Source organism: Streptomyces sp. NBC_01476, from assembly GCF_036227265.1.
Lineage (GTDB): Bacteria > Actinomycetota > Actinomycetes > Streptomycetales > Streptomycetaceae > Actinacidiphila.
This window is the reverse complement of sequence record NZ_CP109446.1, coordinates 3,614,129-3,626,025: the sequence shown is the minus strand read 5'-3', so window position 1 is coordinate 3,626,025 and position 11,897 is coordinate 3,614,129. Positions and strand designations below refer to the sequence as shown.

The 11,897-nt window shown below is 71.5% G+C and carries 10 protein-coding genes and 3 tRNA genes; 9 read left to right on the top strand and 4 right to left on the bottom strand.

The features are described 5' to 3' along the window. Nucleotides 1-31: 31 nt before the first annotated feature. Nucleotides 32-934: a phosphoribosylaminoimidazolesuccinocarboxamide synthase gene (locus tag OG552_RS15865; RefSeq protein WP_329133414.1), complete on the top strand. Its 903-nt coding sequence runs from the start codon at nt 32-34 to the stop codon at nt 932-934. Nucleotides 935-1,002: 68 nt separating this feature from the next. Here OG552_RS15865 and OG552_RS15860 read toward each other — a convergent pair. The 4 genes from OG552_RS15860 to OG552_RS15845 form a co-directional block, all read right to left on the bottom strand. Next, nucleotides 1,003-1,078, bottom strand: a tRNA-Gly gene (locus OG552_RS15860). Nucleotides 1,079-1,254: 176 nt separating this feature from the next. After that, nucleotides 1,255-1,330 (bottom strand) — tRNA-Gly (locus OG552_RS15855). Nucleotides 1,331-1,389: 59 nt separating this feature from the next. Further along, a tRNA-Gly gene (locus OG552_RS15850) sits at nt 1,390-1,461 on the bottom strand. Between the two features lie 129 nt (nt 1,462-1,590). Beyond that, nucleotides 1,591-1,908, bottom strand: a complete 318-nt coding sequence (locus tag OG552_RS15845) for a histone-like nucleoid-structuring protein Lsr2 (RefSeq protein ID WP_329133412.1) — start codon at nt 1,906-1,908, stop codon at nt 1,591-1,593. A 392-nt stretch (nt 1,909-2,300) separates the two neighbouring features. On the opposite strand from OG552_RS15845, the gene purS reads away from it, so the two are divergent. The 8 genes from purS to purF all read left to right on the top strand — a co-directional run bounded on the left by purS (nt 2,301) and on the right by purF (nt 11,872). Further along, nucleotides 2,301-2,552 (top strand): phosphoribosylformylglycinamidine synthase subunit PurS, encoded by a 252-nt coding sequence (gene purS / locus OG552_RS15840; protein ID WP_329133410.1) that lies wholly within the window; start codon nt 2,301-2,303, stop codon nt 2,550-2,552. Further along, nucleotides 2,549-3,253: a phosphoribosylformylglycinamidine synthase subunit PurQ gene (gene purQ, locus OG552_RS15835; RefSeq protein ID WP_329133408.1), complete on the top strand. Its 705-nt coding sequence runs from the start codon at nt 2,549-2,551 to the stop codon at nt 3,251-3,253. The genes purS and purQ overlap by 4 nt, the downstream gene beginning before the upstream one ends. A 191-nt stretch (nt 3,254-3,444) precedes the next feature. Next, nucleotides 3,445-5,694, top strand: a complete 2,250-nt coding sequence (gene purL / locus OG552_RS15830; RefSeq protein WP_329133406.1) for a phosphoribosylformylglycinamidine synthase subunit PurL — start codon at nt 3,445-3,447, stop codon at nt 5,692-5,694. A gap of 211 nt (nt 5,695-5,905) precedes the next feature. Beyond that, complete coding sequence (locus tag OG552_RS15825) at nt 5,906-6,322, top strand: effector-associated constant component EACC1 (RefSeq protein ID WP_329133404.1); 417 nt, start codon at nt 5,906-5,908, stop codon at nt 6,320-6,322. A gap of 2 nt (nt 6,323-6,324) precedes the next feature. Further along, nucleotides 6,325-8,892, top strand: a complete 2,568-nt coding sequence (locus OG552_RS15820; protein ID WP_329133402.1) for a caspase, EACC1-associated type — start codon at nt 6,325-6,327, stop codon at nt 8,890-8,892. A 139-nt stretch (nt 8,893-9,031) separates the two neighbouring features. Next, nucleotides 9,032-9,235, top strand: coding sequence for a DUF4177 domain-containing protein (locus tag OG552_RS15815; RefSeq protein ID WP_329133400.1), 204 nt, complete (start codon nt 9,032-9,034; stop codon nt 9,233-9,235). 67 nt (nt 9,236-9,302) lie between these two features. Next, complete coding sequence (locus tag OG552_RS15810; RefSeq protein ID WP_329133398.1) at nt 9,303-10,106, top strand: maleylpyruvate isomerase family mycothiol-dependent enzyme; 804 nt, start codon at nt 9,303-9,305, stop codon at nt 10,104-10,106. Nucleotides 10,107-10,354: 248 nt separating this feature from the next. Continuing rightward, nucleotides 10,355-11,872: an amidophosphoribosyltransferase gene (purF, locus tag OG552_RS15805; RefSeq protein WP_329133396.1), complete on the top strand. Its 1,518-nt coding sequence runs from the start codon at nt 10,355-10,357 to the stop codon at nt 11,870-11,872. Nucleotides 11,873-11,897: the final 25 nt, after the last annotated feature.

Here is an 11,897-nt window from a genome sequence, read left to right as displayed (position 1 = left end):
GGTGGTCGAACCACCGAACGGGAGGACCCCCATGCCCGGATTCGTCCACAAACCCGAAGCCGTCCAGGTGCCGGGCCTCGTGCATCTGCACACCGGCAAGGTGCGCGAGCTCTACCAGAACACGGCCGGCGAGCTGGTGATGGTGGCCAGTGACCGTACCTCCGCGTTCGACTGGGTGCTGCCCACCGAGATCCCGGACAAGGGCCGGATCCTCACCCAGCTCTCGCTGTGGTGGTTCGACCTGCTGGCCGACCTGGTGCCGAACCACCTGATCTCCACCGAGGTCCCCGAGGGCGCCCCGGCGGACTGGGCCGGCCGCGTCATGGTGTGCCGCTCGCTGCGGATGATCCCGGTGGAGGCCGTGGCCCGCGGCTATCTGACCGGCTCGGGGCTGGCCGAGTACGCCGAGTCCCAGACGGTCTGCGGCGTCGCGCTGCCGCCGGGCCTGGTCGACGGCTCGGAGCTGCCGGGGCCGGTCTTCACCCCGGCCACCAAGGCCGCGGTCGGCGAGCACGACGAGAACGTGACGTACGAGGAGGTGGCCCGCGAGGTCGGCGTGGAGACCGCCGCCCAGCTGCGCCAGGCGACGCTCGCGGTCTACACCCGGGGCCGTGACATCGCCCGGCAGCGCGGGCTGATCCTGGCCGACACCAAGTTCGAGTTCGGCTACGACGACCAGGAGAACCTGGTCATCGCCGACGAGGTGCTGACCCCGGACTCGTCCCGCTACTGGCCGGCCGACCAGTGGGAGCCGGGCCACCCGCAGCCGTCCTTCGACAAGCAGTTCATCCGCGACTGGCTCACCTCGGACGCCTCCGGCTGGGACCGGTCGAGCGACGAGCCGCCGCCCCCGCTGCCCGAGGAGATCGTGGCGCAGTCCCGGGCCCGGTACGTGGAGGCGTACGAGCGGCTGACCGGCAATACCTGGAGCTGAGCCCGCCGTTCGGGTGATCCCGGACAGCGCGAAGGCCCCGGTCGGTTCGACCGGGGCCTTCGTCGTGCTGGAGCGGACGACGAGATTCGAACTCGCGACCCTCACCTTGGCAAGGTGATGCTCTACCAACTGAGCCACGTCCGCAGGGCGTGCGAACACTGTACCCGATCCGCCGGGCAGGGCAGAAACGGATTCACCGGGGATACGAGCGGGGCCGTACGGGTGACGGGGACGGACGGGAAGCGGCGTCCGGTGACCTGGTGACTCGGTGACTCGTACGACAAAGGCCCCGGTCGGTTCGACCGGGGCCTTTGTCCTGCTGGAGCGGACGACGAGATTCGAACTCGCGACCCTCACCTTGGCAAGGTGATGCTCTACCAACTGAGCCACGTCCGCAGGGCTCGACCACTCTACCCGGTCCACCGGAAACCGCTGGACCGGGGTTGAGCGATCAGAGCGGGCGACAGGAATTGCACACTGCGCCTCCCCCCTGGAAGGGGGGCGCTCTACTACTGAGCTACGCCCGCATGACCTCCGTTGACCTGGCCTTTCGGCCCTGCCCTCGGCGTGGTCCCCACACTAGCCCAAAGATGGGGGGCGCTGTCCAATCGACCGGCCGGTGTCCCGGCCGGTCCTTCGTTCGGTCAACGGGCGGATCAGCTCGCCTTGTTGAAGGCTTCGTAGACCTTCTTGGGGATGCGGCCGCGGGCCGGCACCTCGAAGCCGTTGGACTGGGCCCAGGCGCGCACGGTGGCGGGCGTCGGGGCGATGGGGGTGCGCTTGTAAGCGCGGCCGGAAAGGGTGCGCCGGCGGCCGGCCTCCACGTAGGGGGCGAGTTCCTTGCGCAACCGGTCCGCGTTCTTGGACGAGAGATCGATCTCGTACCACTGACCGTCGACACCGAATGCGATGGTTTCCGCGGCTTCGCCGCCGTCCAGGTCGTCGGCGAGGGTGACCAGTACGCGTTGCGCCATAGGGATCGGTCCTTTCTTGCGCCATCGGCCCGCGGGCGACGACGGCGGTGCGGGGCGCGGCGGGCACCGCGGGCCCTACCGCCGGGCCGCGGGCGAGCCGACCGGTCGGTCTCGACACGTTTCATTTTGTGCGATGTGGCACGTGCGCTGTACGAAAAGGGGCAGCGGAGATACCCGATGTCGGAGTTAATTCCCATCGCAGGGCCGCCGCAAGCCTTCTCGCACGGGGGACCCTATGTTTTCGGCCCCTGTTTTCCCATGCATTTCGTCAGCCGATACATAAACGTGATCCTGTGATCCTGGTGTGATGGCTGGGGCGGGTGGCCATATCTACCCGCGTAGATTTTCCTACCCGGTAGGCTGGGAGAACCTCACGCACCACACCACCGGGAGTGCCAGTGGCACGCGTCGTAGTCGACGTCATGCTCAAGCCGGAGATCCTCGACCCCCAGGGCCAGGCGGTGCAGCGCGCACTGCCGCGGCTGGGCTTCGACGGGATCTCCGACGTACGACAGGGAAAGCGCTTTGAACTGGAGGTCGACGGTCCGGTCGACGACACAGCGCTGGCCCGCATTCGGGAGATGGCGGAAACGTTTCTCGCCAACACCGTGATCGAGGACTTCACAGTAAAGGTGGAGTCGTGACTGCACGCATTGGTGTCGTCACATTCCCCGGGACCCTGGACGACCGCGACACCCAGCGGGCCGTGCGGGTGGCCGGCGCCGAAGCCGTACCGCTGTGGCACCGCGACAAGGACCTCAAGCAGGTCGACGCGGTGGTTCTGCCGGGCGGGTTCAGTTACGGCGACTATCTGCGGGCCGGGGCCATCTCCCGTTTCTCGCCGGTCATGGAAACGATCATCGCCCAGGCCAACGCCGGAATGCCTGTCCTTGGCATCTGCAACGGGTTCCAGGTGCTGACCGAGGCGCATCTGCTGCCGGGCGGCATGCTCCGCAACAACGAGCTGCACTTCGTCTGCCGGGACCAGAAACTGCGGGTGGAATCCAGCGGAACCGCCTGGACCGCCGACTTCGCGGCCGGGCAGGAGATCTCGATCCCGCTGAAGAACATCGATGGCCGCTACACCGCCGACGAGCGCACCCTGGACGAGCTGGAGGCCGAGGGCCGGATCGTCTTCCGCTACCTCACCGGCGGCCCGGCCGCCGACGGGTACGGCAACCCGAACGGCTCGCTGCGCGACATCGCCGGCATCAGCAACGCGGCCGGCAACGTCGTCGGCCTGATGCCGCACCCCGAGCACGCGGTCGAGCCGCTGATCGGCACCGGCCGCACCGACGGCCTGGGTTTCTTCACCTCGGTACTCAAGAAGCTGGTCAACGCGTGAGGAGCGACCGAGCGTGACCCTCGACGCCGGAACGGCCGAGGACGCGAGTGAGCGCCTTGGCCTGCGATATCTGAACCGCATCGCGCGAAGGAGCGACCGAGCGTGACCCTCGACGCCGGAACGGCCGAGGACGCGAGTGAGCGCCTTGGCCTGCGATATCTGAACCGCATCGCGCGAAGGAGCGACCGAGCGTGACCCTCGACACTGTCAAGAACGCCGAACAGACGCCCGAGGCGCCTCAGCCGTGGAAGGAGCTCGGCCTCAAGGAGGACGAGTACCTGCGGGTCCGGGAGATCCTGGGCCGCCGGCCGACCGGCGCCGAGCTGGCGATGTACTCCGTGATGTGGTCCGAGCACTGCTCGTACAAGTCGAGCAAGGTGCACCTCAAGCAGTTCGGCGAGAAGGCCCCGCAGAGCGACGCGATGCTCGTCGGCATCGGCGAGAACGCGGGCGTGGTCGACGTCGGCCAGGGCTACGCGGTCACCTTCAAGGTCGAGTCGCACAACCACCCCTCCTTCGTGGAGCCCTACCAGGGCGCGGCCACCGGCGTCGGCGGCATCGTCCGCGACATCATCGCGATGGGCGCCCGGCCGGTCGCGGTCGTGGACCCGCTGCGGATGGGCGCGGCCGACCACGCCGACACCAAGCGGGTGCTGCCCGGTGTGGTGGCCGGCATCGGCGGCTACGGCAACTGCCTCGGCCTGCCGAACATCGGCGGCGAGCTGGTCTTCGACGCCTGCTATCAGGGCAACCCGCTGGTCAACGCGGGCGCCATCGGGGTGATGCGGCACGAGGACATCCACCTCGCCAAGGCATCCGGCACCGGCAACAAGGTCATCCTCTACGGTGCGCGGACCGGCGGCGACGGCATCGGCGGCGCCTCGATCCTGGCCTCCGAGACCTTTGACGCGACCAAGCCGTCGAAGCGCCCCGCGGTCCAGGTCGGCGACCCGTTCCAGGAGAAGCTGCTCATTGAGTGCACCCTGGAGGCGTTCGCCGAGAAACTGGTCGTCGGCATCCAGGACCTCGGCGCCGCGGGCCTGTCCTGCGCGACGAGCGAACTGGCCTCCAACGGCTCCGGCGGCATGCGGGTCGCACTGGACGACGTACCGCTGCGCGACTCCACGCTCTCGCCCGAGGAGATCCTCATGAGCGAGTCGCAGGAGCGGATGTGCGCCGTCGTCGAGCCGGCGAAGGTCGAGCGGTTCCTGGAGATCTGTGAGAAGTGGGACGTCATCGCCACCGTCGTCGGTGAGGTCACCGACGGGGACCGGCTGGAGATCTTCTGGCACGGCGAGATGATCGTGGACGTCGACCCGCGGACCGTGGCACACGAGGGGCCGACCTACCAGCGCCCCTACGCCCGCCCGTCGTGGCAGGACGCGCTGCAGGCCGACGACGCGGGCAGGCTGGCCCGGCCGGCCGGCGCCGCCGAGCTGCGGGCGCAGGCGCTCGCGGTGCTGTCGTCGCCGAATCTGGCCTCGAAGGCGTGGGTCACCGACCAGTACGACCGCTTCGTGCAGGGCAACACCGTGCTGGCGCAGCCCGAGGACGCGGGCATGATCCGGGTCAACGAGGAGACCGGGCTCGGGGTGGCCATCGCCACCGACGGCAACGGCCGGTACACCAAGCTCGACCCGTACACCGGGGCACAGCTCGCGCTGGCCGAGGCGTACCGCAATGTCGCCGCCACCGGGGCGAAGCCGCTGGCGATCTCGGACTGCCTGAACTTCGGTTCGCCCGAGGACCCGGACGTCATGTGGCAGTTCGTGGAGGCGATCCGCGGGCTCGCCGACGGCTGCCTGGCGCTCGGCACCCCGGTCACCGGCGGCAATGTCTCGCTCTACAACCAGACCGGTGAGGCGGCGATCCACCCGACGCCCGTCGTCGCCGTGCTCGGTGTGATCGACGACGTCGCCCGCCGGACCCCGATGGCCTTCACGGACGAGGGCCAGCTGCTCTATCTGCTCGGTGACACCCGTGAGGAGTTCGGCGGCTCGGTCTGGTCCCAGATCGTGCACGACCACCTCGGCGGGCTGCCGCCGGCGGTGGACCTGGACCGGGAGAAGCTGCTCGGCGAGATCCTGATCTCCGCCTCCAGGGACGGCATGATCGACGCCGCCCACGACCTGTCGGACGGCGGCCTGCTCCAGGCGGTCGCCGAGTCCTGCCTGCGCGGCGGGCTCGGCGCGCGGCTGGTGGTGCCGGACGGTCTGGACGCCTTCACCTTCCTCTTCTCCGAGTCCGCGGGCCGGGCGATCGTCGCCGTCCCGCGCTCCGAGGAGCTCCGCTTCACCGACATGTGCGGTGCGCGGGGCCTGCCGGCCACCCGGATCGGTGTGATCGACGGTGACGCGGTGGAGGTCCAGGGCGAGTTCACGCTGCCGCTGGCGGAGGTGCGGGCCGCGCACGAGGAGACGATCCCGGCGCTGCTGGCCTGAGTCCCGCCCGTACGAACGGAAGGGCGTCCCCGGTGACCGTTCGGGGGCGCCCTTCCGACGGCTTTGTACCGCCGTAACCAGTGGCGGCGAGCCCCCCGTCCCCGCCGATGCGAGGGGTGTGGGCAAACCGCCGTCCCGCCGCGGCGGCCTGTGGCACGATCCGGTACAACTCCGCCTCGCGGGCGGCGTACTCGACACGGGTGGGGGCCGGATGAGGCTGCAGATCCGGGCGGTCGGTGCCGATGGCCAGGACGAGATCGCCGATTTCCACCGCTGGCTGCGGCAGGACGAGGACGGTCCCGAGGAGATGCGGTTAGTCTCCCGGACCTCGGGTGGGTCGATGGGAGCCGTCGCCGTCATCGACCTCGTGCTCACCCACGCGGTGGCCCTCACCAACCTCGGCATGCTGTACGCCAATTGGCGTCGCGCCCGGAACTCCTCCGGAGGTGCCAGGTTCACCTTCACCCGCCCCTCGGACGGGCTGTCCGTCGCGGTGGACGACGGCTCGGAGGAGTCCGTACGCCGGCTGATGGCCTTCCTGTCGGCCCCGGAGCCGGCCCCGGACGCCGCTCCCGGGCCCACCGCGGGCGCCGCGCCGGATCAACTCCCGCCGCCCGAAGAGCCGTAGCCGTGGAAACAGCCAGGGAACTCGCCGACCCGGCCCGCTCCTGTGCCGTCCTGATCGGTGTCTCGGCCTACACCGACCCCGGCCTCGACGACCTGCCGGCGGTCACCAACAACCTCGCCCGGCTGGGGGAGTTGCTGACCGACCCCTCGGTGTGGGGGCTCCCGGCCGGCCACTGCGTCCAGGTGCCCGAGCCGGCGTCCCCCACCGAGGTGCTGGACGCGATCCACGAGGCGGCCGGGCGGGCACAGGACACGCTGCTCGTCTACTACGCCGGGCACGGGCTGACCGACGGGGACGACCTGCTGCTGTCGCTGCCCGGTACGGATCTGCGCCGCCCCTACACCTCGGTGGACTTCACCTCGGTGCGGCGGGAGGTGCTCAGCGGCGCCCGGCAGGCGAACCGGGTGATGATCCTCGACTGCTGCTACAGCGGCCGGGCGATGACCGGCGGGATGAGCGGAACGCTGGAACTCGCCGAGCAGGCCAGGATCGCCGGGTCGTACCTGCTGACCGCGAGTGCGGCGACCCGGCAGGCACTGGCCCCGCCGGGGGAGCCGTACACCGCGTTCACCGGGGAGCTGATCCGGCTGCTGGAGGACGGCGTACCCGGCGGCGGCCCGCTCATCGAGGTGACCGGCATCTACGACCGGCTGCACTCCGAACTGCGCGCCAAGGGAAGGCCGTTGCCGCAGCAGCGGCTCAGCAACTCGGGCCGCACACTGGCCTTCGCACGGAACCGTCACCAGGCCCCGGCACGTCCCGTGACCGCACCCGGCGCTCCGCAGGTGCCAGGGGAGCTGCGGCCGATGCTCTGGGGCCGGCCGCGGGAGGTCGTGGCCCACGCCGAACGGCTGCGTGCCGCCGGCAGGTCCGACTCCGCCCGGGTACTCCTGACCGCGGTCGGCCGGCAGCGGCCCGCCCAGGAAGTCGCCGCCGTCATCGCCCGGTTGAGCGCGGAGGAGCACGGGGACGACGCCGTCCTCGTGCTCGCCTCGATGGTCACGCGGGGACCACGGACGATCGCCGCCTGCGTCGAGGCGCTGTACTCGCTGGACGGCACCGAGGCGATCACCGACGACCTGCTGGCGCACGTCGTCCGTGGCGATCCGCACGAAGTGGCCCACACCATCGCGGCGTTGCGGGCGATCGGCCACGACGACGAGGCGGTCCGGCTGATCGGTGCCGCGGAGGCCGCGGCGCGGGGGACCGAGGAGATCCTGGCCCTGGTCGGAGCGCTGCGGTCGGCCGGCCTCGACGAGGACGCCGACCTCGCCGTCCTGCGCGCCGCGGGGTCTGGGCCGGAGACCGTGCGGCTGGCGGACGCGCTGCTGGCGATGGGCTGGCGGGACAAGGCGCTCGACCTGTACGTACAGGCCGCGGACCACGTCGTACGGCGGCCTGCTGGTGAACTGGTCCGTGTGGTGCGGGCGTTCGAGGAGGCCGGGTCGGACGGCGCGGACCTGATCATGACCGCCGCGGTGCGGGAGGCGGTGGCACCGCGGGACCTGGCCGCGCTCTGCGGGGCGCTGTGGGCCGCGGGGATGGACGGGCGCGCGCTGACGGTGCTGCGGGTGGCCGCCGGGACGCTGTCCCCCGACGGGGTGACCGAACTGGCCGATCTCCTGCGGGAGACGGGCCGCGACAGCGCGGTGCCCGACCTGGTGCGGGCCGCCGCCCTCGCGGCCCCGGTCGGGACGACACCCCGGCTGATGGCGGCGCTGCGGGACATGGGCCGCCCGGTCGACGCGGGCCGGCTGGTCACCGACGCCGCCGGCCGGTCCACCACGGACGTCGCCCGGCTGGTGCGGTGGTTCGAGGAACACCGGTGGAACCGGGACGCGAAGGCACTGCTGGCCGCGGTCGCGCAGCGCTCGGTCGGCGCGCGGCTGGCGATCCTGGACTCCGTACCCGGCCACGGTGACGGCGAGGCGTTCTTCAGCGCGCTGCCGGCCCTCGACAGCGACGAGGACTTCGTCGCGGCCCTGCGGGAACTGCGCCTCGCCGACACCCCGAAGAGCCTGGCCGTCCTCCTCGCCCATCTGGTGCGGACCGACCGGACCCGGGCCGTCGGCCGGGTCGCCGTGCTCAGGGAGCACCTCCCCGCGGAAGGCGCCGTCCTGGCGGCCTTGCTGGCGGCCACCGGCAGGGAGGACGGGGAGGCCACGGCCACCGCACCGACGGCCACCGAGGTGCGCGGCCTGCTGAGCGCCGGGTCCGGGGACATCGGGTCGGCCGCGTACACCGCGGCCGCCCTGTGCGCGGCCGGCTGCCAGGCCCAGGTCGGGCGGGCGCTGCGGAGGATGGCCGGCCGGCTGACCTTCGCCGGCACGGTCGCGTGGCTGGCCGCCCTGCGCGGGCACGACCTGGACGACCCGGCGCGCGAACTGATCCATGGCATCCCTGACCAGTTCCCGGACTCCGTCGCCACCGTGATCACGATGATCCACGAAGCGGGCCTGGAGGAGTACGCCGCTTACGCGGTAGGCCACTTCACGTCTCTCGGCCCGGAGCGCAGGGCACGGCTGACCCGGCTGTCCGGGGCGCGGCAGCCGGCCTCCCCCGACCGCTGACCGCCGCCGGGCCAAACATGGTTGGCTGTCCCCGGACGCTCACCGGACAAGCCGAGAAGCGGATCAGCGGATCAGCGGATCAGCGGACCTGTGGGCCGGCGGACAACCGTAGGAACACGCAAAGCGAGGGACTTCACGCATGTACGAGTACAAGGTCGTCACTTTCCGGGAAGCGCTGATCGGCGATGCCCTGGACAGCGGCAAGCTGGAGAAGACGCTCAACAAGCACGCCGAGGACGGCTGGCAGCTGAAGGAGATCACCGGGGGCGACGTGAAGGGCCGGATCGGTCCCGGCGCCGTCGAGGGTCTGCTGCTGACCTTCGAGCGCCCGCGCCAGGCCTGACGCACCGGCCGCGGGGGCCGTATCGCGTTGCGGCCCCCCGGCTGCCCGGCGGGATAGGCTCCGGCGCATGCCCGCAGGAAACCGCCGCCCCCGTACCTACGATCCCGCCAGGACCTGGGCCGCGCTCGGCGCACAGGTCGGGCATCTGCAGGCCGCGGTGCGGGAGTTGACGCCCGAGCAGTGGGCCGCGTCCAGCGGGCTGCCGGGGTGGGACGTGCGGACGCTGGTGGTGCACCTGGTACGGCAGGTCGGCGCGCTGCGCTCGGCCCTCGCGGAGGAGCCCGCGCCGCCCGGCACGAAGGTCACCGACCTGGACACCTGGGTGCGGTCCACCGCCCAGATCGCCGACCGGCTGGACGCCGCCACCCGGGAGCAGGCCGGGCGGACCGCGGACCCGGTCGACGCCCTGGACACCGAGGCCGCGCTGCTGCCGGCCCAGCAGGAGGAGGCGCTGCGGCCCGACCGGATCGTCGTCCACCCGTTCGACGGCATGCGGGCCCTGGACTTCACGGTGACCCGGCTGGTGGAACTGGTGGTGCACAGCGACGACCTGTCCCGGGCGACCGGCGTGGACGTACCCCTGGACCGGCAGGCGCTCGCCGCGGTCGTCCGGCTGCTGGCGGACGCGCTCGCGGCCGGCGCGCCGGGGAACAGCGTGGAGGTCCGGATCCCGCCGTACGCGGCCGTGCAGTGCGTGGCCGGGCCCCGGCACACCCGGGGCACCCCGCCCAATGTGGTGGAGACCGACCCGCTGACCTGGATCCGGCTGGCCACCGGGCGCGTCTCGTGGAGTGCGGCGGTGGCCACCGCGAAGGTGGCGGCGAGCGGTGAGCGGGCGGACCTCGGGCCGTACCTGCCGGTGATGGGGTGAGGGCGCGCGGAGAAGCCCGGGACCCGCGCCGAGGACCCGGCGGCCGGTGACGCAGGGTTTCCGCCACCCCCGGCGCACGGCCGCGGAAAGCGCCGCCGCGACCCGGAATCCGCCCCCGCGGCCGGCCGCCGGCCGGCCGGCGGCGTACATCACACGGCCTTGTCCCCCAAGGGGCTACGCGCATAGAGCCATCCGTGTCCCGTGTCCCTCGTTCGGCCGATGGACGAACCTGCCCTAGACTCGACAACGTGCCTCGTGGTGACGGACGACTCAGCCACGACCTGCTCCCCGGTGAGAAGGGCCCCCAGGACGCGTGTGGCGTCTTCGGTGTCTGGGCCCCCGGTGAAGAGGTCGCCAAGCTCACCTATTTCGGGCTGTACGCACTGCAGCACCGTGGACAGGAGTCCGCGGGCATAGCAGTGAGCAACGGCTCCCAGATCCTGGTCTTCAAGGACATGGGCCTGGTTTCCCAGGTCTTCGACGAGACCTCCCTCGGCTCCCTGACCGGCCACATCGCCGTCGGGCACGCCCGCTACTCCACCACCGGAGCCTCGGTGTGGGAGAACGCGCAGCCCACCTTCCGCGCCACCGCCAACGGCTCCATCGCCCTCGGCCACAACGGCAACCTGGTGAACACCACCGAGCTCGCCGAGATGGTCGCCGAAATGCCGCAGGCCCCGGGCCGGGCCACCAAGGTCGCGGCCACCAATGACACCGACCTGATCACCGCCCTGCTGGCCGGCCAGGTCGCCGCCGACGGCTCCCCGCTCTCCGTCGAAGCCGCCGCCATGAAGATCCTCCCGCTGGTCAAGGGCGCCTTCAGCCTCGTCTACATGGACGAGCACACCCTCTACGCCGCCCGTGACCCGCAGGGCATCCGCCCGCTGGTGCTCGGCCGCCTGGAGCGCGGCTGGGTGGTCGCCTCGGAGACCGCCGCCCTGGACATCTGCGGTGCCAGCTTCGTCCGCGAGATCGAGCCGGGCGAACTGGTCGCCATCGACGAGCACGGCCTGCGTACCAGCCGCTTCGCCGAGGCCCGCCCCAAGGGCTGCGTCTTCGAGTACGTCTACCTGGCCCGCCCCGACACCGACATCGCGGGCCGCAACGTCTACCTCTCCCGGGTCGAGATGGGCCGCCGGCTGGCCAAGGAGGCCCCGGTCGAGGCCGATCTGGTGATACCGACCCCGGAGTCCGGCACCCCGGCCGCGGTCGGCTACGCCGAGGCCAGCGGCATCCCGTACGGCTCGGGCCTGGTGAAGAACTCCTACGTCGGCCGGACCTTCATCCAGCCCTCGCAGACCATCCGGCAGCTCGGCATCCGGCTCAAGCTCAATCCGCTCAAGGAAGTCATCCGCGGCAAGCGCCTGGTCGTGGTGGACGACTCCATCGTCCGCGGCAACACCCAGCGTGCCCTGGTCCGGATGCTCCGCGAGGCGGGCGCGGCCGAGGTGCACGTACGGATCTCCTCACCGCCGGTGAAGTGGCCGTGCTTCTTCGGCATAGATTTCGCCACCCGCGCCGAGCTGATCGCCAACGGCATGACCGTGGAGGAGATCGGCATCTCGATGGGCGCCGACTCGCTGGCGTACATCTCGCTGGACGCCATGGTCGAGGCGACGACCATCGCCAAGCCGGACCTGTGCCGGGCCTGCTTCGACGGCGAGTACCCGATGGACCTGCCCGACCCCGAGCTGCTGGGCAAGCAGCTGCTGGAGACCGAGCTGGCCGGCGGCGCCGATGCCGCGGACGCGCTGCGCAGGCCGTGAGCCGCGCCCAGGTCCCGTACGCCGT

Excerpts from the sequence above, each read along its gene's own strand:
- OG552_RS15865 (WP_329133414.1), top strand. The coding sequence starts at position 32 with ATGCCCGGATTCGTCCACAAACCCGAAGCCGTCCAGGTGCCGGGCCTC.
- OG552_RS15810 (WP_329133398.1), top strand. The coding sequence starts at position 9,303 with ATGCCCGCAGGAAACCGCCGCCCCCGTACCTACGATCCCGCCAGGACC.
- OG552_RS15845 (WP_329133412.1), bottom strand. The coding sequence starts at position 1,908 with ATGGCGCAACGCGTACTGGTCACCCTCGCCGACGACCTGGACGGCGGC.
- OG552_RS15815 (WP_329133400.1), top strand. The coding sequence starts at position 9,032 with ATGTACGAGTACAAGGTCGTCACTTTCCGGGAAGCGCTGATCGGCGAT.
- OG552_RS15825 (WP_329133404.1), top strand. The coding sequence starts at position 5,906 with ATGAGGCTGCAGATCCGGGCGGTCGGTGCCGATGGCCAGGACGAGATC.